At 47.5% G+C, this 20,077-nt stretch carries 19 protein-coding genes, 2 tRNA genes and 1 pseudogene; 10 read left to right on the top strand and 12 right to left on the bottom strand.

Annotated features, from left to right (window positions below; translation table 11 throughout):
* Nucleotides 1–23: 23 nt before the first annotated feature.
* Genes tadA through HZB31_06915 form a run of 7 tightly spaced genes read left to right on the top strand, consistent with a single transcriptional unit; the run spans nucleotide 24 to nucleotide 6,723 of the window.
* Entirely contained in the window at nucleotides 24–1,700 is a 1,677-nt protein-coding gene (gene tadA, locus HZB31_06945; protein MBI5847670.1) for a Flp pilus assembly complex ATPase component TadA, read from the top strand.
* Nucleotides 1,697–2,635, top strand: a complete 939-nt coding sequence (locus HZB31_06940) for a general secretion pathway protein GspK (GenBank protein MBI5847669.1) — start codon at nucleotides 1,697–1,699, stop codon at nucleotides 2,633–2,635. Before tadA ends, HZB31_06940 begins: the two co-directional genes overlap by 4 nt.
* On the top strand, nucleotides 2,613–2,777 hold the full coding sequence (locus tag HZB31_06935; protein ID MBI5847668.1) for a hypothetical protein: 165 nt from the start codon (nucleotides 2,613–2,615) through the stop codon (nucleotides 2,775–2,777). The genes HZB31_06940 and HZB31_06935 overlap by 23 nt, the downstream gene beginning before the upstream one ends.
* A gap of 22 nt (nucleotides 2,778–2,799) precedes the next feature.
* Complete coding sequence (locus HZB31_06930; GenBank protein ID MBI5847667.1) at nucleotides 2,800–3,735, top strand: PilN domain-containing protein; 936 nt, start codon at nucleotides 2,800–2,802, stop codon at nucleotides 3,733–3,735.
* A complete protein-coding gene (gene pilO, locus HZB31_06925; GenBank protein MBI5847666.1) occupies nucleotides 3,732–4,262 on the top strand; it encodes a type 4a pilus biogenesis protein PilO in 531 nt (176 codons plus the stop codon). The genes HZB31_06930 and pilO overlap by 4 nt, the downstream gene beginning before the upstream one ends.
* Complete coding sequence (locus tag HZB31_06920; GenBank protein MBI5847665.1) at nucleotides 4,259–4,759, top strand: hypothetical protein; 501 nt, start codon at nucleotides 4,259–4,261, stop codon at nucleotides 4,757–4,759. Before pilO ends, HZB31_06920 begins: the two co-directional genes overlap by 4 nt.
* Complete coding sequence (locus HZB31_06915) at nucleotides 4,756–6,723, top strand: hypothetical protein (protein ID MBI5847664.1); 1,968 nt, start codon at nucleotides 4,756–4,758, stop codon at nucleotides 6,721–6,723. Before HZB31_06920 ends, HZB31_06915 begins: the two co-directional genes overlap by 4 nt.
* Here the strand turns inward: HZB31_06915 and HZB31_06910 are convergent, their stop codons facing one another.
* From HZB31_06910 to HZB31_06855, 12 genes and pseudogenes are all read right to left on the bottom strand, one after another.
* Nucleotides 6,724–7,644, bottom strand: a complete 921-nt coding sequence (locus tag HZB31_06910) for a histone deacetylase (GenBank protein MBI5847663.1) — start codon at nucleotides 7,642–7,644, stop codon at nucleotides 6,724–6,726.
* On the bottom strand, nucleotides 7,641–7,814 hold the full coding sequence (locus HZB31_06905; protein ID MBI5847662.1) for a hypothetical protein: 174 nt from the start codon (nucleotides 7,812–7,814) through the stop codon (nucleotides 7,641–7,643). The genes HZB31_06910 and HZB31_06905 overlap by 4 nt, the downstream gene beginning before the upstream one ends.
* 289 nt (nucleotides 7,815–8,103) lie before the next feature.
* Nucleotides 8,104–9,129 carry an acyltransferase gene (locus HZB31_06900; GenBank protein MBI5847661.1) on the bottom strand — a complete coding sequence of 342 codons (1,026 nt, stop codon included), beginning with the start codon at nucleotides 9,127–9,129 and terminating at the stop codon, nucleotides 8,104–8,106.
* A gap of 484 nt (nucleotides 9,130–9,613) precedes the next feature.
* Nucleotides 9,614–9,793 (bottom strand) — tRNA-Thr (locus tag HZB31_06895).
* Nucleotides 9,749–9,946: pseudogene (locus HZB31_06890) on the bottom strand (helix-turn-helix domain-containing protein). The gene HZB31_06895 and the pseudogene HZB31_06890 overlap by 45 nt, the downstream one beginning before the upstream one ends.
* Entirely contained in the window at nucleotides 9,943–10,332 is a 390-nt protein-coding gene (locus HZB31_06885; protein ID MBI5847660.1) for a type II toxin-antitoxin system RelE/ParE family toxin, read from the bottom strand. Before HZB31_06885 ends, HZB31_06890 begins: the two are co-directional and overlap by 4 nt.
* A gap of 254 nt (nucleotides 10,333–10,586) precedes the next feature.
* Nucleotides 10,587–10,662: transfer RNA gene (locus tag HZB31_06880), tRNA-Thr, on the bottom strand.
* A 119-nt stretch (nucleotides 10,663–10,781) separates the two neighbouring features.
* Nucleotides 10,782–11,249 carry a response regulator gene (locus tag HZB31_06875; protein ID MBI5847659.1) on the bottom strand — a complete coding sequence of 156 codons (468 nt, stop codon included), beginning with the start codon at nucleotides 11,247–11,249 and terminating at the stop codon, nucleotides 10,782–10,784.
* A gap of 49 nt (nucleotides 11,250–11,298) precedes the next feature.
* Complete coding sequence (locus tag HZB31_06870) at nucleotides 11,299–11,679, bottom strand: STAS domain-containing protein (GenBank protein ID MBI5847658.1); 381 nt, start codon at nucleotides 11,677–11,679, stop codon at nucleotides 11,299–11,301.
* Nucleotides 11,663–11,974 (bottom strand): hypothetical protein, encoded by a 312-nt coding sequence (locus HZB31_06865; GenBank protein MBI5847657.1) that lies wholly within the window; start codon nucleotides 11,972–11,974, stop codon nucleotides 11,663–11,665. The genes HZB31_06870 and HZB31_06865 overlap by 17 nt, the downstream gene beginning before the upstream one ends.
* Nucleotides 11,975–12,306: 332 nt before the next feature.
* The gene (locus HZB31_06860) at nucleotides 12,307–13,728 is read right to left on the bottom strand and encodes a sigma-54-dependent Fis family transcriptional regulator (GenBank protein ID MBI5847656.1); all 1,422 of its coding nucleotides are present in this window, start codon (nucleotides 13,726–13,728) and stop codon (nucleotides 12,307–12,309) included.
* Nucleotides 13,706–15,019 carry a PAS domain S-box protein gene (locus HZB31_06855; protein ID MBI5847655.1) on the bottom strand — a complete coding sequence of 438 codons (1,314 nt, stop codon included), beginning with the start codon at nucleotides 15,017–15,019 and terminating at the stop codon, nucleotides 13,706–13,708. Before HZB31_06855 ends, HZB31_06860 begins: the two co-directional genes overlap by 23 nt.
* Before the next feature lie 289 nt (nucleotides 15,020–15,308).
* On the opposite strand from HZB31_06855, the gene fdnG reads away from it, so the two are divergent.
* From fdnG to nrfD, 3 genes are all read left to right on the top strand, one after another.
* Nucleotides 15,309–18,470: a formate dehydrogenase-N subunit alpha gene (fdnG, locus tag HZB31_06850; protein ID MBI5847654.1), complete on the top strand. Its 3,162-nt coding sequence runs from the start codon at nucleotides 15,309–15,311 to the stop codon at nucleotides 18,468–18,470.
* Nucleotides 18,471–18,479: 9 nt separating this feature from the next.
* Entirely contained in the window at nucleotides 18,480–19,310 is an 831-nt protein-coding gene (locus HZB31_06845; GenBank protein ID MBI5847653.1) for a 4Fe-4S dicluster domain-containing protein, read from the top strand.
* The coding region (gene nrfD / locus HZB31_06840; protein ID MBI5847652.1) for a polysulfide reductase NrfD at nucleotides 19,310–20,077 on the top strand (768 nt) is incomplete at its 3' end. The genes HZB31_06845 and nrfD, both read left to right, overlap by 1 nt.

Here is a 20,077-nt window from a genome sequence, read left to right as displayed (position 1 = left end):
ACAGGAGTATCAACGAGTTAACTATGCATAAAAAGATAGGACAGATACTTCTCGAATCTGGAAGCATTTCGGAGGATTTGATCAGCCGCGTAATCGAGCTGCAGACCCAGGAAGGACATACGCGCAGATTTGGAGAAATCCTTATCGAACAGGGGATTGCGGAAGAAATGGTCTTTAAGGCCTTGTCGATCCAGTTCCGGATGCCGCTTATGGATGCCGCAGATTTTCCCGAGCAGACGCCCCTGGATCATGTGTCCTTCAGTTTCCTCGAAAAAAATCTCATTGTGCCTCTGGCGCTGCAAGACAATACGCTCAGTATCGCGGTGGGTGACCCGACGAATAATGAGGGTGTGGATGCCTTGCGTTCTTCCTATGACTATGAGCTGTCGGTGATGCTTGCAAAGAAGTCGGACGTTCTCCAGCAGCTTCAGCTGCTGCAGGGATCAAGGACAGCGGTTATGCAGAGGCTTATCGAAGGTGCTGCCGAAGACGATCTGCCGACTGCTGACCTTACGGGAGAGGTGAGCCATCTCAGGGACCTTGCCCAGGAAAAGGGCATAATCCAACTGGTTAATCTTATTATTGAAAATGCGGTAAGGGACAGGGCGAGCGACATCCACGTGGAGCCCGGTGAGTTCAGCGTCCGCGTCCGATACCGGATTGACGGCGTGCTCTATGAAAAAGAGACGCTCCCTGCCCGTATGTATTCAGCGGTCTCTTCGAGGATCAAGCTCCTTTCCCAGATGAATATCGCGGAGAGAAGACTTCCCCAGGACGGCAGGATCAAGGTCTCATCTGCCGGCAGAAACATCGATATCAGAGTATCCACGATTCCGACAGTCTATGGCGAAAGCGTTGTCATGAGGCTTCTGGATAAGGCGTCTTCGTTCATTACCCTTGAAGACATTGGCTTTGACAAGACGATCCGCGATATTTATGAAGAGGTGATTAAGAAACCCTACGGCATGATCCTGATCACCGGCCCGACGGGAAGTGGTAAATCTACCACGCTGTATGCATCGCTTGCCGAGATCAATTCGTCTGAAAAGAAGATTATAACCGTAGAGGAGCCGGTAGAATACCTGATGCCCGGCATCAATCAGATACAGGTCCGCCCGAAAATAGGACTCACCTTTGCGTCTGGCCTGAGACATATTGTGAGGCAGGACCCTGACATCATTATGGTTGGCGAGATCAGGGATATGGAAACAGCGAGTATTGCGATTCATGCCGCTCTGACAGGGCATCTCCTTTTCAGCACGCTTCATACCAACGACGCCCCCGGTGCCATCACGAGACTCATGGATATGGGTATTGAGAACTATCTCGTTGCCTCCACCCTTGTCTGTGTCATGGCCCAGAGACTGGTCAGAAAGATATGCCCTTCCTGCAAGGTGAAAGAGGAGGTGCCGCAAGACGTTCTTGACAGGATCAGCAAGGACATTCGTGAGGTATGGACAGGAAGAGGCTGCGAGGAATGCTCAGGGACCGGCTATAAGGGGAGGGTAGGCATCTTTGAAGTCCTGCCTATCGGCGGGCCGATCAGGGAATTGATCATGAAAAGGGCCACTATCAAGGAGATGAAGGATCTGGCCATCAGTCTCGGCATGAGGACGCTAAGGGAAGACGGCATCGAGAAAGTGAAGAAGGGGATTACAACGCTCGATGAAGTGCTGAGAGTTACCCAGGTGGAAATGTGAGGCAGAGAGGCATTGCGCTGATGATGGTGCTCTGGGTGCTTGTCTTTCTGAGCATCCTGTCGATGAATTTTCTCGGATCAACCCGGTGGGTTACCGGAAGCACCCACAATCTGAAAGAAGAGACCCTGGCGTATTATCAGGCTCTGTCAGGATACCATGAAGCCTTGCAGTATATTTCCTCTGATAAAGATCCTCAGGTGGATTTTCTGGATGACGAAGGGAATTTCTGGATTGATAATGAGACGGTGCCCGTTACCGGCAAGAGAGAGACTGACGGGGGAGAGCTTGAGATACGAATTACGGATGAAAATTCGAGAATTAATATTAACTTTGCCCAGCAGGACCGGCTTCGTAAACTGCTCGAACGTGCCGGTGTCCAGGAAGATGAGATCATCGTCATCATTGATTCAGTCCTGGACTGGAAGGATCCTGACAAGGAACATCATTTATCGGGTGCTGAGGACGACTATTATGAGGCGCTCAAAGAACCATACAAGGCCAAGAATGGTCTTTTTGATGTGCCGGAAGAATTAGTTTTGGTCAAGGGGATGAAGCCCGAGTATCTTTTTGGCGACGGCAGCGGCAATACAGGATTGCTTCCTCTCATAACCACGTTTGGGAAGAACGCGATCAATATCAATACGGTGTCACGCGAGGTCATGCAGTTTCTTGGTCTTAACGAAGTTGAGATAGAAACGATCAACAAACAGAGGAATAAGGCGTATGGGGGATTCAGGTTCATACCGCAGCAGTTCGCAGCACGTGGTCTCAATGCCATGTCGACGCAGACATTCAGGATAGAGGTTACTGCGCGGGCGAAGAACAGCCCCATCGGCTCCCGTATTACCGGGATTGTAAGCAGGGAGCCCTCAGCGAAGGGAAGCGAATTAAGAACGATCTATTGGAGAGAACGTGTCGAGACTGTTAGGACTTGATATAGACAGTAAATACATACGTATGTCTGTGGCTGAGCGGCGGCTGAAGCGGATTACCTATCTGCGGTCCGAGGGTATCGGCCTTCCTGCGGACAGGGAGCAGGGTAATAAGGTGCTTTTGGAGGCCCTTCAGCAGTGTTGATGAATACCTCTTTGATTTCCTCATGGTCAAGACAGGCAATGGTATAAAGACCCTTGTCTTTTCGATCAAGAAGGAGGCGGTCAGTGCCGTGGTGAAACTGATCTCGGCGGCCGGACTGGAAGTCCTCTCCGTCCGCTGCAGAGTTTTGGATGTGCTGAACAGCATGCTCGGGATCAGCGGCGAGAAAAATGTGAAAGGTATTTTTGTCCTTGCAACGGATAATGGCTACGAAATGGCGGGTATTGAAGATTCACTGCCTCTTTCGATGAAGAGAATATCGGCAGCCTCGGACCTTGGAGAAAACCTTGAGGGGTTCCGCAAATCTTATCCAGGAAAGGTCTACTGCTCGGGGACGGTTGATCAGCTCATTGCCGAGCGTTTTTCGATGACGAAATCGCAGATTACGGTGCCCAACGCACTGATCTATTCCTTTGTACAGAGAACACGCCTGAATCTTGAATTTATACCGCAGGAGTTCATAAAGCAGAAAAAAGACCATTATCCGTATATGATCGGAGGCCTTGCGGTTGCAGCCCTCTGTCTGTATCTGTTAACAGGTTTTGTTGCCTATGGTAAAGAAGTCAGAACACTCCGAAGGATCGAGTCGCGGATCGAAACCATCAAGAGCAAGGCGTCAGGTGTCATTGAAGCCCGAAAGAAGCTTGAAGCGCTTCAGGATGACAGAAAAACGCTGCTGGTATTTCAGACCCGTTCCAACATGGCGATCAGAGTTTTGAAAGACCTGACAAACGTAGTCCCTGATAACGCATGGATCATCAATCTGGCGGTGGATGAAAAGGGGCTCGTGGAGATTGAGGGTTTTTCGCGAAAGACTTCTGATCTGGTCACGGCGCTGGACAAATCGAAACTCTTCAAGAATATCGCTTTCGCTGCGCCAATCCTGTCTCGTGACGGCGAGGAGCGGTTCTCTCTGAAGTTTGAGGTCAGGGAGCCATGAACAGAAAAAAATATACTCTGCTTGCAACGGCGCTGGTCATGACGCTGCTTCTTTTTCAGACCTATGTCCTGACCCCAAAATCTGAATCCATGCGCGAGGAGATCCAGGTCAAATCGGCCGCTCTGCAGAAATACGAGACTTATGTGGAGGGGGCGTCCATTACGGATGCAGAGATCAAAGCAGCCGTTGAAGAAATGAAGGCTGTTGAAAAGAAACTGGTAAGTGAATCATCAGAATTTCTCGCTGCTGCGCGTGTGCAGAAGGAACTTTCGGAACTCACGCAGAGTGCCGGTCTGACTATGCAGACCATACGGCCTATCAATGCGGTGAAGGCAAAGAACTTTTTCATTATCCCCGTCTATTTTGAAGGAAGCGGAACGATCAAGCAGATTGGAGATTTTTTGAATGATCTTGAGAAGCACACGGTGCTGTTTAAGATAGAGAAGATGTCTATTAATGTGACAAACATGCAGAACCCCAGAGAGCTGCGCTTTAAAATGCAGATATCGGGTTTGGGTAAATTATGATTCGGAAAATCGTTATGCTTATCATCGTCGGCGCGCTATTCCTTTTTGTGGGCTGGAAGTTTACCGTCAGCGCGGTCCTGTACAACCCCCTGTCTGACCTTCTGGTGAAAAAGGCAAAGATCAAGGAGTCAGAACCGATGAAGGCAACCTACGCTGCGGCATGGGACAAGGTCATCTATGAGAAGAATCTGTTTAACACCCTGCGCACGTATAAGGAGCCGAAACCGGTGCGCGCGGCAGTCCCTCCGCCTCCGCCTCCAAAGAGGCCTGAACTTGCCCTTAGAGGTATTATCCTCGATACGTTTGGCGATTACGTTGCCTATGTCGAGATAAATCAGGCAAAGTCCACGCAGCTGCGCAAGGGAGATAAAGTCGAGGATATCGAGGTTTCCGATATATCAGAAAAAGCAGTTGTGTTAAAATGGTTAGGCGAAACGATTACGCTTACGATTGAAAAAGTGAAGACACTATCCAGTAAACCGAGGGCAGGAAAATGAACCTGAAATTAATAAGTTTGTGCCTCATCATTCTCTTTATCAGTGCCTGCGGAGCAAAGCAGGCTGTAAAGCCTGGTGAGCCCATTGTTGTGCCCACTACAGAGGAGGCAGCAAAACTCCCGGAAGCCGTGACACCACCGATAGAGACGAAGGCTGAAATGAGGAAGGCGGAAAAGACGGTTGCTGAGAAAAAGCCGGATGAACAGTATATAATGCTCAACTTCGAGAATGCTGACATCGAGACCGTCGTCTCGACGATCTCAGACATGTTAAAGATTAATTATATCCTTGCTCCCGGCGTCTCAGGAAAGATTACGATCCAGTCCCATAACAAGATACCGGTCAGCGAACTTTTCTCGACGTTTCAGACGGTTCTGGAGTTTAATGGCTTCACGGCGGTGAAGGAAGGAAGTTTTTACCGCATTGTCCCGATCGACACCGCAAAGCAGCAGCCTGTCCCGATCCAGATGGGGAAAAAGACTGCTTCCCCCAAGGATTCGAGTTTTGTGACTCATCAGATACCTCTTGAGTATGTGAAAGCAAATGATGTCGCCAATCTGGTCCGAAACTTTATGCCGAAAGGCACGGATATTATCGTTTATGAGCCTTCCAATATGCTGATCATAACGGCGTTGCCCTCAGGCATTATGAAGCTCCTGAAGTTGCTTGAGGCGATTGATATCCCTTCAACGGAGAGGGATTCGGTAAAGACCTTTATTTATCATGTTGAAAATGGTGAGGCAAAAAAATTGGGTGAAGTGCTGAAGAATCTTTATGGTAAAAAGAGCGGTGCTGCGACGCCAACGCCCGCAAAACCCGCCCAGCCAACGCCGACTCCTGCTGCGGCTGCCAACAGGCCGAGAACGCCGGCCACCCCGACACCTTCATCCACCGGTGCCACTATTCAGGCTGATATCCTGTCGGCCGAACTTGAAGGTGACGTGCTTATCGAGGCGTATGATGACATAAACGCGTTGATCATCAAATCATCCCCACGAGCCTACCTGGTACTGCTTGAAACCCTCAAAAAGATCGATGTCCAAGCCAAGCAGGTCCTGATTGAAGTTCTCATCGCAGAGATTTCTCTGGATGATTCGACAACGTTGGGACTGGAGTGGATGTTGAAAGGTCGCAGTCATATTAATGATCAGAGTTTTGATTTTATAACCGGGAATGCAAAGAACCCCAATACGTTTTTTGAGACCACGGGTTCGGGAGACACTGCTGCTACCAATCTGACTAAATTTGTGCCTGTAGCTTCAGGAGGACTGTTTGCCAATATTATTGACCCTGCGCAGTTTAATGTTCTGATTAATGCGGCAGCAAGCTCTGGCAAGGCCCATGTGCTGGCAAGTCCCCATATATTAGCACTCGATAATAAAGAGGCTAAAATTGAGATTGCACAGGAAGTGCCAATTGCCACCCAGATAACGACAGGCACGGTAGACTCGTTTAATGCGTCCAATACGACTTCGCAGGTCCAATACAAATCTGCAGGAGTAATTCTGACGGTAACGCCTCATATCAATGAAAAGAAGCAGGTAACTCTCAAGATCTCTCAGGAAGTCAGTGAGCCTGGCATAGAATATTCAATTGGTTCTGGTAAATTTCAGGGTTTTAATACGAGAAAAGCGAATACTACCGGAATAGTACAGGATGGTCATACGCTTGTTATCGGCGGAATCATTAATGAGAAAAAAGGATTTACGCGTTCCGGAGTTCCATTGTTGAGCAAAATACCGCTGTTTGGGTATCTCTTTGGGACAACGACGGATACGGCGAGCCGAACAGAGTTAATTGTGATGGTCACACCGCATGTTGTTTCAAATCATGAAGAGGCTGATCAGCTCACTGAGGAGTACAAAAACAGGATAAAGGAAGTAAAAAAGAAGATCGACGAACGAAACAAACAGGCAGAAATTCATCTGCACAATCCCGTTGAAGAGGAAGCAAAGAAGGATTGATCATGGGAAGCCAAGCAGTTCTTCGATTGTTATCTGGACTGATTCGCTGAGAGAATAGAGGTTGTACCCGCCTTCGAGACAGAAAATATAAGGGATATTCTGCTTTGATGAGAGTATCCCTCTCACAATGGTTCTGATGCCCTCATTCGTTACCCGAAGCCCTGCCAGCGGATCGGCCGCATGCAGGTCATAGCCCGCAGAAACCAGCACAATATCAGGATTAAAATTCGACAGAAGCACGGGAAGAATATCCTGATAAGCCTGGAAATAGTCTTTATCCCCGGAGCCATAATGCAGGGGGATATTGTAAGTAAATCCTTTTCCTTTTCCATTGCCGCGTTCCGCATCGCTGCCCGTGCCGGGATAATGAGGGTATTGATGCGTACTAAAATAATAGACCGTGTCGTCTTCTTCAAATATATGCTGGGTGCCATTGCCATGATGGACGTCAAAGTCTATAATAAAGACTTTATGGTAGCCTCGTTTCTGTGCGTAGCGCGCGCCGACAGCTACATTGTTGAAAATACAGAACCCCATCGCCCGATCTGCCTCAGCATGATGCCCCGGAGGCCTCACGGCACAGAATGCTCTATCAATGTCGCCGGCTTTACATTGGTCTATTGCTTCAATTACTGTTCCTGCGGCAACGAGGGCAGCTTCTGCAGTGTGTGGCGATACATAGGTGTCAGCGTCAAAGTAGCCGGTGAAGCGCATGACCCCGGAAAAATAGGATTTCGTATGCACGGCGAGGATATCCTCCTCGGCCGCTTTTCGGGGATTGAGATGCTGCAGAAGATTCCAAAGGGGCGACTGCTTAAGCCTCTCCGTTATGGCGATGAGCCTGTCCTTTGATTCAGGATGGCCCAAAGGCATTTCATGAAGAAGAAAAATATCACTATATCCGAACCCGACTTTTTTCATGCGCTATCGTTGGTTCTTACGTCTAAAAAAAAGCTGGTCATATTTTTTTTTGCAAAAGTCTCAGCCACTTTTCTGGTACGTGCAATCTTATCTTCCGGGCTCATTCTTTTACTCTTCTCATAATTTTCATCTCTTACTTTGCGGACCCAATCCTCAGCTTTAAACTTCATAACGCACCACCTCTCTGGGAGAGCCTACTTCTGTTGCTTTATGCTTTCTATAACTGTAACACTGTTGAACTGCCTTATTTTATCAAAATGAACAATATGTTTGCAGTTTCAGCTTGCAATGATATCAACAATGTTGGTTATTGCAACGTTGACCCCCTGATATTACCCGGCCTGTCTTATCGCTAATTGTGGCCTTCCGTGCATCCTGTCTGGTAATGCTGTTGACACTATCACGACTGCCAGTCAAAGTGGTTATTGGAGTGGTCTATTTGCGCCATTTTAAGTAGGTCTATCTTCTTATCAGCACTCTTTTGATAATATCCCGTGACGGTCTTTCGATTAAATGATAGCTCAGGGATGAAAACGGCAAAAGAAGAATAAGAAAAAAATAAAACCGCATCCCGCTGTCAGGCGGCAGTCCTATTTTATTGGATACGAGTAATGAAAAACGATGAACCGGCTCCTGCAGTATGTATATCGCATAACTGTATTCACCCAATTGCATGAGTGGCTTCGAGGACATGATTTCCGAGATTTTCGAACTATCGAGGGATAGGGCCAATAAAAATATTGCAAATAGTGGCGCCAAAAGACCGTTATGAAATTCAAGATGATAATTGCTTTGGAACGCCAAAACCAACAAAATAAGTACAAGCAGCAACCAGAGAACAGCGTGATCCTTCATAGGTTTCTTGTAATCGGTTTTATAGAATACTCCGGCAGCTGTTCCCATGATAAATGAATTGATGTGCAACAGTGGGCTATAAAGAAAAAGCTTCAAGAGCATGATGTCCGATGAAGGAACATATACCTTAAGCAGCAGCAACTCATACGCTACCTGGCTGAAGAACCAGAATATACCCGTTATCGCTGCAATCAGAAGTTTTGTCTTTCTTGTAAAGAAGGTGATGATAAAAGGAAACATCAGAAAGAAAAAGATCTCTACAGAAACAGCCCACGCCGGAGGGTTAAAGGATGACACATATTTCGGGCCCCAGGCCTGTAACAGGGCAACATGCAATAATAGCGGGCCCTTAAGTATGGGAACCCTCATAAATAGATCAACTGCAAGAGTTAAGAGGAGGCTGAAAAGATAGAGCGGATAAATTCTTGCAAAACGGGAGATCCAGAATGCTTTCTTGTCGATCTGTTTAGTGGCTTGCTCTGAATAATACGTTATTGCCATTACAAATCCTGATAGGAGAAAAAAGTAGCTAACCCCAAGGCTACCTTTTTCGAGAAGTCGTTTGAATGGTTCAAGACTAAAAGGAATTACTTTTGTTCCAAAGTGGAATATTACTATAGCAATAGCCACAACAAATCTAACAGACGTTATTTGTTTGATATGGCCGAATTCTGATGACCTCTTCTCGATTATAATGGTTCTCCTTATTTATTCATCTCGGCAATCATACTTTTGACCGGCAAGCTTGCTCAAGAGTGCGAGGGTTTATATTTTTTAAAGCGAAAATATATAAGGTATTGGCATCGAGGATCTGCTCCTCAATGCCGATTAACATTTATATAGACAAAGCAAAAGCAAACATCATGCCAAGAATTCCAGAATCAACAGGCTGTCCCGGTCAGTTCATTTAATACCGTTTCTTGTGTTCATTGGTGACGTAACATGCTGCAATCTGGAAGGATATCTGGAAATTATTTCACTTATTTAAATAACCCCGCCATTTTTGGAAGACGGAGAAGGAGAAAAAATAACCTCAAACAAGGCGTAGTGATTATGTCGTGATCGGTGCATTAAAAAAGGGGTTACAGTAAAACCTGTAACCCCTTGATAACAGTGGAGCCGGGAACCAGAGTCGAACTGGCGACCTGCTGATTACGAATCAGGCAACTCTTGCAACCCTTGGGAGTTCCAAATCAACCTTGATACCAAGGGCATTGCAAACCTTCAGGAACGTCGTAATATTACAGTTAATCCCTTTTTCGATTTTTGAAACCTGCTGCTGAGTCACCCTGGCTTTGTGTGCTACGTCAGCCTGAGACAATCCTAAGTGCTCACGAGTGCTGATAACACTAAGAGACAGTTCAGCGAGCTGCCGCTCCTCGTCGTACAGGTCCTTAAAATGTTTGTCCTTCAGTTTCTCTTTCAGGTGTTCTCCAAAAGTTCTCATTTCTTTGCCTCCTTAATTTTCTTCTCAGAGAACCGGGAAAGAAAATCTGCCCGGCAAATCTGCGCCTTCTTTATTTCTCCATGTGGAACTGCAGTTGTCTGCTTCCTGAATGCATGAGTCAAAATGATATAGTCCTTATAACAGAAAAAGTAGAGTATCCGCACCTGGTCACCTGACAGCTTAACCCTCAATTCGTGTATCCCATCTGTCAACAGGTCAGCATAGGGCCTTAGAAGATTCGGACCTTGTTCTTCCAGAAGAGATATCCATGAGAAGATCTTTGCCTGATCTCGGTCCTTACGGGAATCGATAAACTTCTCGACAGGGACTACTCCCTCTGATGTTTCGTAATAAAGAACCTGCCATTTGGATTTTACTACCCTTATCTTACACCTGATATGATGTAAAGACAAGTTACGAGGTATTTCATTTCATAACAAAAATACAAAGGTATCGGCATAAAAACTGCTCTGCTATGCCGATCAGGCATCAGGATTTTCGTTACTTTCCCCTCTAACGAAAGACATGAAAAAGATATTTTGATGTCCTGGACAAAACCGGGGAATTCGAGTAGTGATTTGGTAGTGAGTAAAGCACAAAAAAAGGGGTTACAGTAAAACCTGTAACCCCCTGATAACAGTGGAGCCGGGAACCAGAGTCGAACTGGCGACCTGCTGATTACGAATCAGCTGCTCTGCCAACTGAGCTATCCCGGCACAGCGGTTATTTTACCAGAAATGCAAAAATAAATTGGCATTAGAAGAGGATTATTGTTTCTGAGAGTCGGCAGAGCTGCTGCTGGGGGTGATGTGAGCGTATCTGAACTCTTGCGTTCTTAGAAATTGCCGATTGCTGCGGCTTTTCCGGCAACAGTGGTTTTTTGCTGAAACTGTATCGTTGAAGCCGATCTGACTTTTTCAACAATCTCGTCGGCAAGATTCAGTATGCCGCTCCAGGAATGCGACGACTGTTTCGCAACGTATCCTACTGCGCCCAGTTCCATTGCTTTAGCGAAAGAACCGGTCTCATATTGGGTTAGAGCGCTTACGATTACCACCGGAGTTGGGCGAAGCTCCCAAAGTTTTTTGAGAAATGCGATGCCGTCCAGTCCTGGCATACGGACATCGAAAGTTATCACATGGGGATTGAGAGTGAGTATTTTATTGAGAGCTTCGGCAGGATCATGGACAGAGGCTACAACTTCAATTCTGCCAGACTGTTCAAGTATCTCGGTGAGGAGATAGCGTGTAACCGCTGATGCATCAATGATTATTACGCTTATTTTTTCATTTTGCTGATTCATCTCGTGCCGTGTAAATAATCTCTATATTTGTAAAAAAAGAGATGCTTGTTCAATTAACGCCTCTGTCACCTGCTGTTGGCAGCTCCATCCCGCCTTCAGTTGGCATCCAAATGCATGACTTATTGCAGCCGATGGCTGAACGTGACAAGCAGAGATTACTGATCTCCTGCGGTGAAGGATTAATGTCAGGAGCTATTCCGATAATTATCAGTTTTTTATCTGCCCTGACAGCCATTCTATGTGCCGTGCAGAAAATCTGTATGCACTGACTGTCGATCGTTTTTACCTTTCCGCAGTTTATCACCACATGATCTGAGTTCTCGATGCAGACCATGAGAGCATCTCTCAGAGTCTGGGCCCGGTCTGCCTCAAGGCTCCCTTCGCATTGCAACATTCCGATCGCGCCTTTTTTTTCAAAGCTGAATGCCATGGTGATGTACGGGGTCTGTGGAGGTTAGAATGGTTGCTATTGTGGTTTTATCGAAGTCTGAAGGCGCACATCTTTCCGGATGTCTTGATCCTTTGCGTGGCAAATGCCGAATTCTTGAAATGGTGCAGTTCACCAGATCAAGAAGCTTTACCTGTTCTCCTATTTCCATACCTGCCAGGGTGGCACAGATACTGAACCCCCTCTCGGTAAAGAAGTCAATACTCTCGTGCATCGAGGACCTGTCCCATAGGTCCTCGATGCATTGGAGAATAATGGATTCCGCGAGTTTTTTCATGCATTTAGCACGCTTTTTTGTCCCCAGAGGCTGCTCACTGCATTTTTTGCTGTATTCCTCAAAAAATATCTCGCGCATGTGAATATGTATGCATAATATTTGCCATCACAAATAAAAACTGTGGCATACGCTAAAATCAATATGGCACAGTAATATCATACTGTGCAGTGGCATAATAGGGGTGAAACCAAAAATGCGGAATTATGTCAGCGAAAGCAGGAAAATGTTATTAAATCAATAGGTTAAACGTTTTCCTCGAATATTCCGAACTGCAATAGAAGTTGCACCCTGCCTGCTGGTTAAAACAGTACAAAACAAAAAAAGGATATTCTCTAGCGGTTCTTTTTTTTTTTTTTTTTTTTGTTTAGCGCTTGGCGGGTGATGCCTAGAAGTGAAGCGGCAATCCCCTGATTGTTATCAGAAATCCTGATCGCTTCCGCAACAAGATGCTCCTCTGCTTCCCGCAGAGAAGGAAATCTGCCGAATAGTTTTGTCAGTAGAATCGCCACTTCGTCATCAGCCGGAAGCACGATCGGATGAAGGTCCTGGTCATGCTGAATCGTCTCTCTGAAGCTGTCCAGTGAGAGTTTACCTGCCCTGTGGCGAGCGACTGAATCAAATACCATTGCCTCGAGTTCACGCACATTTCCAGGGAAGTGATAGGTGGATAGGAGTGTGACCAGTTCCCTCGGGTAGGCCGGCCGGTTTTTTTTGAGTGACGTTGCCGCCTCCTCTATAAAGTGGTCCAGCAGCTCTGGTATGTCCTCGATCCTCTCCCTCAGTGGAGGAATATGGATATGATGAGTCCGAAGTCTGAAATAAAGATCTTTTCTGAAGCTGCCGGTGCCCATAAGCTGTTGAATGTCCCGGTTCGTTGCAACAATGACCTTCGCATCACTCTGTTTAGAAATGTCTGAACCAAGGGGGAAATATTGCTTTTCCTGGAGCAGTCTAAGCAGCTTTACCTGTGATGTTTCGTTGAGATCACCAATTTCGTCAAGAAAAAGGGTGCCCCCTGCGGCCTGTGCAATCTGGCCATCGCGAGAGGAATCTGCCCCGGTATATGCACCTTTTTTATGCCCGAAGAGGGTGTCCGCAAACATGGTGTCGTCAAGGCCAGAAATGTTCAGTGCGATAAAAGCACCTTTTCTGCAGCTTGCATCATGAATAGCGCGTGCAAAAAGTTCCTTGCCGGTGCCTGTCTCTCCAGTTATGAGTACCGGCTGGGATGAGGTAGAGATCGCCTCCGCATAATGGAAAAGGCTTCGCATCTTCTTACTCTCGGTAATGATAGGAGAAAAAGCTGCTTCGTGCTCAAGGCTGTCGATGAGCAGATGCTGCTTAAGCGACGATACCTCGCTTATGAGAGAAGAGATATCAAGGGCCTTTCTGATACTTGATATAAATCGGTTCATCTCTACCGGTTTGACCAGATAGTCAAAGGCGCCTGATCTCATGCACGCAACTGCCGTTTCAATGTCGTCCGTTGCAGTAACTACAATGACCAGAATCTCAGGATAGCTCTGGTTAATCTTCGCAAGAAGCTCGATGCCTGAGACATGGGGCATCGTGAGGTCAAGCACGACTGCCGAGACCTGCAGATTTTCAAGCGTCTGCAGCACGTCCCTGCTGTCCTCTACGGTCTGAAAATGGTTTATGCCTGATTTGCGGAGGATCGTGCCGAAGCTGAGGAGGATCATCGGTTCATCGTCTATAAGTAAAATGGGGTATTCAGGATACAGCGTCTGTTGCATGTCTATTCCTTTCCGTGGAACTTTGGTATGTCGGCAGAGAGATGGTTGCGGTCGTGCCTTTGCCGGGCTCTGACTCAAAAGTCAGAGATCCCTGGTGGTCCTTGAGTATAGAGAAGGAAATGGAGAGTCCGAGTCCTGTACCGCCTTCATCGCTCCTGGTCGTATAAAACGGCTCTGTAATGTGCTTAAGTAATTCCTGTGGTATCCCGATCCCTTCGTCTTTTACCTGAATCAGAATGCAGTTTTTTTCCTGTTCGAGGCGACTCGATACACAAACCCCGGCGTTTCTGTCCCGAAGGGACTGGAGAGCGTTCATGATCAGGTTTATGACAACCTGTTCAAGTTGCTGTTTATTGCCTTTTGCCAGAGGAAGGTCACCGTCTTCTCTCAATTCAAATCGGCCGGTAAATTTCCCGATCTCGCTTTTGAGGAGCGCTACCGAAGCGGTTATTACCTTGTTTACGTCGACAGCATTGTCAATGGCTGCTTTGCCCTGTCTGGAAAAATCTTTCAGGTTGTCAACAATGTGTTTGATGCGGGCTGATCCTTCAGACATTGCCGCCAGGAGTTGAGGCATGATATACCGCATTTCAGAGAAGGGCACGCCCCCCAACGGGAAGTCTCCATGCGCTTGGTAGTGATCAGACAGCACGTTGGCTGCATCCTTCCAGGCATCAGAAATGATCCGAGCATTTACCATAATAAAATGGTTTGGGTTGTTTATCTCATGAGCTATGCCTGAGACCAGCATGCCCAGAGCGGTCATCTTGTTCATCTGAATGAGTTTTGCCTGAAGCAATTGAGTTTCTTCTTCCAAGCGAAGCCTTTCAGAAATATTGCGAAAGGAGCAGAAGAGAATCTCGCTTTTTTTCAGTCGGACTGCCTTTCCCCAGATTGATGCTATGATCGAAGAGCCGTCTTTTTTTCTGGCCGTGAGCCGGGGAATACGGAGTCTGTCTGAAGTGTCGCGACTGAGCAGTTCAGTCCTGAATAGTTCGTGCTCCTGTGGCATCAATATCAGGGGGAGGCCGCCCGAAATGAATTCATGTTGTGTATATCCGAAAAGATCGATTGCGGCCGGATTTGAATCCATAATCTCTCCGGTTGAGCGTTCCAGAACAAGAAGTGCATCCTCATTCTGCTCAAAAATCTGACGAAATCGCTCTTCACTTTCACGAAGGGCAAGCTCTGCCGACTCTTGCTCTGCGAGTAACAGGTGCTTCCTGGCTGTAAAGGTTTTTTTTGACATCACTGTTTTATGTATGGTTACAATTCTGTTAGCTGTGATCATGCAGCTCTTCAGGCGTGCTCAATATTAGCACAATGGGTGTCCAGATGCCATACATGAAATATCTTCAGATACCGATTTTTATCCAATCAAAAAGAGCCAAAATATCCTTGACAGCATCTGAGACATTCATTAATCTATCAGCGTTGATAAAAATGTTTAATGAATTGATAAATCTTCCTAACAATGCGATCTTTCGGCCAGATATGGCTATATCTTCCTTTAATGCAAAGCTATCATGACTAATTTATCATTTCATGCGATTCTTAAATCATTATATCGGAGGTAGCGTATGAGTCTTTCGAGAAGGGATTTTTTGAAGCTTTCGGGAGGCACTGCAGTGGCGGGAGCTGTAGGTGCCGGTATTACACCTCAGGAAGCATCGGCTCAGCTTCAGTCACCTGAAGCCCGCATCAAGGGTGCCGCAGAAACAAAGACCATCTGTCCATACTGCGCTGTGGGCTGCGGCATAATCGCCCATACCAAGGATGGGAAGGTGATCAATACCGAGGGCGACCCTGATCATCCGATCAACGAGGGTGCTCTTTGTGCCAAGGGCGCATCGCTGTACCAGATCGTGAATAATGACAAACGTGTGCTCAAGCCAAAGTATCGTGCTGCTGGCGCTTCCGAATGGAAGGAAGTTGAGTGGGATTGGGCTTTGGACGAGATCGCAAAGAAGGTCAAGGATACGCGTGACCGGACGTTCAAGTTCCTTTCAAAATCGAAGATCAAGGAGAAGCAGCCTGACGGAACAGAGAAAGAGGTAGAAAAGGAATTTACGGTCAACAGGACCGACGCCATTGCCCATGTAGGAAGCGCAGCTCTGGACAACGAGGAATGCTATGTTCTTCAGAAGTGGCTCCGCTCGCTGGGGCTTGTATATATAGAGCATCAGGCCCGAATATGACACTCCGCAACTGTTGCGGCTCTGGCAGAGTCGTTCGGACGCGGTGCAATGACGAATCACTGGATAGATCTCAAGAATGCTGATGTAGTGCTTGTTATGGGCAGTAATATTGCAGAGAACCATCCGATAGCAATGAAATGGATCATGAAGGCGCGTGAAAAGGGTGCAAAACTCATTGTTGTTGACCCCAGATTTACCAGAACGGCGGCAAAGGCTGATCTGTACGCTCCTCTCCGTTCCGGAACTGATATAGCCTTCCTGGGCGGCATGATTAAATACATCCTCGATAACAATCTTTTCTTCAGAGAATATGTTGTCAATTATACAAACGCAGCCTATCTGGTTAACCCTGACTTCAGGATGCCCGGCCAGCTTAATGGCATCTTCTCCGGATATGACGAGAAGACCCGCAAGTATGATAAAAAGACATGGTCGTTCCAGATGGATGACAAGGGACTGCCGAAGAAAGACATGACTCTTAAGGACCCGAACTGTGTGTTCCAGCTTCTGAAGAAGCACTATTCACGGTATACAGCAGACAAGGTTTCTGATATAACCGGAACACCAAAAGATAAGCTCCTTGAGGTATACAAGATTTACGGGTCTACGGGAAAGCCGAACAGGGTCGGCACAGAGTGTTATGCAATGGGTTGGACCCAGCATACGGTCGGCACGCAGAATATAAAGGCAATGACGATCATTCAGCTTCTTCTTGGGAATATCGGACTTGCAGGCGGCGGCGTAAATGCTTTGCGTGGCGAATCCAACGTGCAGGGTTCAACTGATCAGGGACTGCTTTTCCATATTCTGCCGGGATATGTCCCCGTGCCTACCGCTACGTTGGTTGACCTTAATGCGTATAACGAGAAGAATACGCCCAAGACCAAAGACACCAAGAGTGTCAACTGGTGGGGTAACCGGCCGAAATATGTAGCGAGCTATTTAAAGGCGATCTATGGGGCGAGTGCTACGAAAGACAATGATTTCGGTTATTCCTGGCTTCCGAAACTGGATGAAGGCCAGAACGGTTCGTGGCTTATGCTTTTTGATCAGATGTCCAAGGGCAAGTTTGAAGGCTTTTTTGCCTGGGGCCAGAATCCGGCATGCTCAGGGGCGAATTCGAATAAGACCAGAAAGGCTATGGGCCAGCTCAAGTGGATGGTGAATGTAAATCTGTTTGACAACGAGACGGCCTCTTTCTGGAAAGGTCCGGGCATGAACCCGAAGGATATTCAGACCGAGGTCTTTATGCTTCCCTGCACGTCATCCGTAGAAAAAGAGGGAAGTATATCAAACTCCGGCCGCTGGGCACAGTGGCGGTATAAGGCGATCGAGCCTATCGGACAGTCAAAACCTGACGGAGAGATTATCCATGAGCTCTATAAACGCGTAAAGAAGCTCTACCAGACAAAGGGTGGCAAATTTCCTGCTCCCATCACAAACCTCACCTGGAACTATAAATCAAAGAATAAAGAGTTTGATACCCATCTGATTGCGAGAGAGATCAACGGATATTATCTTGAGGACATTTTTGATCCCAAGGATGCGACGAAGCAGTTAGGCAAGAAAAGTGAGCTCTGCACCAATTTTGTAACGCTTCAGGCGGACGGAAGAACCTCCTGCGGAAACTGGATCTATAGCGGCAGCTATACGCATAAAGAGGGCAAGATCATAAATATGATGGCAAGAAGGGGTAAGGCTGATCCTACGGGGCTTGGCATGTTCCCTGAATGGTCATGGTGCTGGCCACTCAACAGGAGGATCATCTACAACCGCGCAGCTGTTAATATGACCGGGCAGCCCTGGGACCCAAAGCGTACTGTCATAAAATGGAATCCTGACAAACTGGACCCAAAGACAAAAAAGACCGCTCCCGGTTGGGACGGCGATGTGCCTGATGGGCCTGCTCCACCTATGGCAGATGAGAAGGCAGGGAAATATCCGTTTATCATGAGGGCGGACGGCATGGGAGCAATCTTTGGCCCCGGCCTTGCCGATGGGCCGTTCCCTGAGCATTATGAAGCGCTCGAATGCCCTCTTCAGGAAAATCTGATGTCAAAGACGAAGATTAACCCGGCAGTCAAGATGTTTCACGATGGCCAGGGCGGTTCTCCCGATGATGTCTTTTATTCCTGCGATACCCGCTATCCCTACGTTGCTACGACGTATCGAATGACCGAGCACTGGCAGACCGGTGTTCTGACACGTCATCTGCCCTGGCTGCTGGAGGCTGCACCCCAGCTTTATGTCGAGATGAGTGAGGAACTCGCATCTGAAAAAGGCATTAAAGGTGGAGACAAAGTAAAAGTCAAATCAGGCCGTGGCGAGGTTACTGCCGCTGCTGTTGTCACTAAACGGTTTAAGCCCTTTAAGATTGCAGGCTCCACAATACATCAGGTCGGACTGCCGAACCATTTCGGATGGCAGTTCCCGGAGGACGGCAGTGGGGGAGAGTCTGTAAATCTGTTGACCCCGACTATCGGCGATGCAAATACAATGATCCCGGAGACCAAGGCATTCATGGTCAACGTGGAAAAGATTTAGGGGGCTGATATGGGAACGAATGCAATAATGGAAAAAACAGCGACAGACCCGGCCGTTAAGAAGATGGAGGCGAGCTTTCTGATTGATACAACCAAATGCATTGGCTGCAGAGGCTGTCAGATATCGTGCAAGTCCTGGAACCAGAACGCAACGGATAAGACCACTCAGGGCAGCACGTTTACGAATCCTCCGAAGCTCAACTCAAAGACCTACACAAACATCGCTTTTTATGAGAGTGTGCAGAACGGCGCAGTATCATGGAACTTTGCAAGAAACGGCTGTTTTCATTGCAAAAAGCCAGCCTGCGCCTCGGTATGTCCTGTTGAGGCCCTGATCAAGACTCCGGAAGGCCCGGTCATCTACCGGGCGGACCGCTGTATGGGCTGCAGGTACTGTATGCTTGCCTGTCCCTTCAATGTCCCGAAATATGAATGGGAAAAGCTCTCACCCAGCATTCAGAAATGCAATTTCTGCTATGACCGACTCCGTGCCGGTATGATACCGGCCTGTGCAAAGACCTGTCCTACCGGTACGATCCAGTTCAGTGACAGCATTGACAAGAACCTTGCTGAGGCAAAAAAGAGGATCGCCGAAAACCCCGGGAAATACCATAATCACATTTATGGCGAGAAAGAGGCAGGAGGCACATCCGTGCTTCTTCTTTCTGCCATTCCCCTTGACCAGATAGGTCATGCGAAGGTCGGTGACCAGGTGCTCCCTGACCTGACCTGGAAGTACATCTCCGGCATACCTGCGATTATCGGCGTTGTCCTTGCTGCAGGTATAGGAAGCTGGGTGATCACCCGGAGAATGAAGAACATGGACAAGGAGGATGAATAATGAGCACAGAACGCCATGAAATAAAGATGTTCACCCCCATGACACTGGTGCTGCTGATACTTATTATTGCCGGTGCAGTGTCCGTGTTTAAACGGATGACTCTCGGTCTCGGTGCAACAACAAATCTGCAGGATGATTTCCCCTGGGGATTCTGGATAGGGTTCGACGTATTGGGCGGTGTTGCCATGGCAGCAGGCGGGTTTGTGATCGCCAGCGCTGTATATCTCTTCAATATGAAGAAATACAAGCCGATAGCACGACCGGCGATCCTGACGGCTTTTCTTGGGTATCTGTTGGCGGCCTCGGGTATTTTTCTCGAGATCGGCCATCCATTTCGTATCTGGCATCCCATGGTCATGTGGCAGATCCACTCGATCATGTTCATTGTGGCTATCCATGTAGTCATTTACACAACAGTCCTCGCAATGGAGTCGAGTCCGATGTTTTTTGAGCGGATCGGACTTAAAGGTGTACAGAGATTTGTGGAGAAGATCATGATGCCGATCGCCCTTTTCGGCACTCTGCTTTCGACCCTGCATCAGTCGTCATTAGGAGCGGTCTACCTCATTGTTCCTGACAAACTGCATCCGCTGTGGTACAGCAGTCTCCTGCCGTTCAGTTTCCTTGTTTCCGCCATTATGATGGGGCTTTCGATGGTAAGCTTCGAATCTATTCTGAGCTCGAAATTCTTCAAGCATCAGACGGATATGAAGATTCTCTCAGGGCTTGCCAGAGGCTCGATCGTAGCGATAGGCTTTTACTTTGTC

Source organism: Nitrospirota bacterium (assembly GCA_016235245.1).
Taxonomy (GTDB): Bacteria; Nitrospirota; Thermodesulfovibrionia; order Thermodesulfovibrionales; family UBA6898; genus UBA6898.
Note: the sequence above shows the minus strand (reverse complement) of the source record. Positions and strands in the feature narration are given on the sequence as shown.

Bases quoted from the DNA above. Each gene is read 5' to 3' on its own strand.
- HZB31_06865 (MBI5847657.1), bottom strand. From the start codon at position 11,974: ATGAAAAAACTCGCGGAATCCATTATTCTCCAATGCATCGAGGACCTA.
- HZB31_06870 (MBI5847658.1), bottom strand. From the start codon at position 11,679: ATGGCATTCAGCTTTGAAAAAAAAGGCGCGATCGGAATGTTGCAATGC.
- HZB31_06875 (MBI5847659.1), bottom strand. From the start codon at position 11,249: ATGAATCAGCAAAATGAAAAAATAAGCGTAATAATCATTGATGCATCA.
- HZB31_06855 (MBI5847655.1), bottom strand. From the start codon at position 15,019: ATGATCACAGCTAACAGAATTGTAACCATACATAAAACAGTGATGTCA.
- tadA (MBI5847670.1), top strand. From the start codon at position 24: ATGCATAAAAAGATAGGACAGATACTTCTCGAATCTGGAAGCATTTCG.
- pilO (MBI5847666.1), top strand. From the start codon at position 3,732: ATGAACAGAAAAAAATATACTCTGCTTGCAACGGCGCTGGTCATGACG.
- HZB31_06845 (MBI5847653.1), top strand. From the start codon at position 18,480: ATGGGAACGAATGCAATAATGGAAAAAACAGCGACAGACCCGGCCGTT.
- HZB31_06915 (MBI5847664.1), top strand. From the start codon at position 4,756: ATGAACCTGAAATTAATAAGTTTGTGCCTCATCATTCTCTTTATCAGT.
- HZB31_06910 (MBI5847663.1), bottom strand. From the start codon at position 7,644: ATGAAAAAAGTCGGGTTCGGATATAGTGATATTTTTCTTCTTCATGAA.
- HZB31_06930 (MBI5847667.1), top strand. From the start codon at position 2,800: ATGGTCAAGACAGGCAATGGTATAAAGACCCTTGTCTTTTCGATCAAG.
- HZB31_06905 (MBI5847662.1), bottom strand. From the start codon at position 7,814: ATGAAGTTTAAAGCTGAGGATTGGGTCCGCAAAGTAAGAGATGAAAAT.
- HZB31_06860 (MBI5847656.1), bottom strand. From the start codon at position 13,728: ATGCAACAGACGCTGTATCCTGAATACCCCATTTTACTTATAGACGAT.
- HZB31_06920 (MBI5847665.1), top strand. From the start codon at position 4,259: ATGATTCGGAAAATCGTTATGCTTATCATCGTCGGCGCGCTATTCCTT.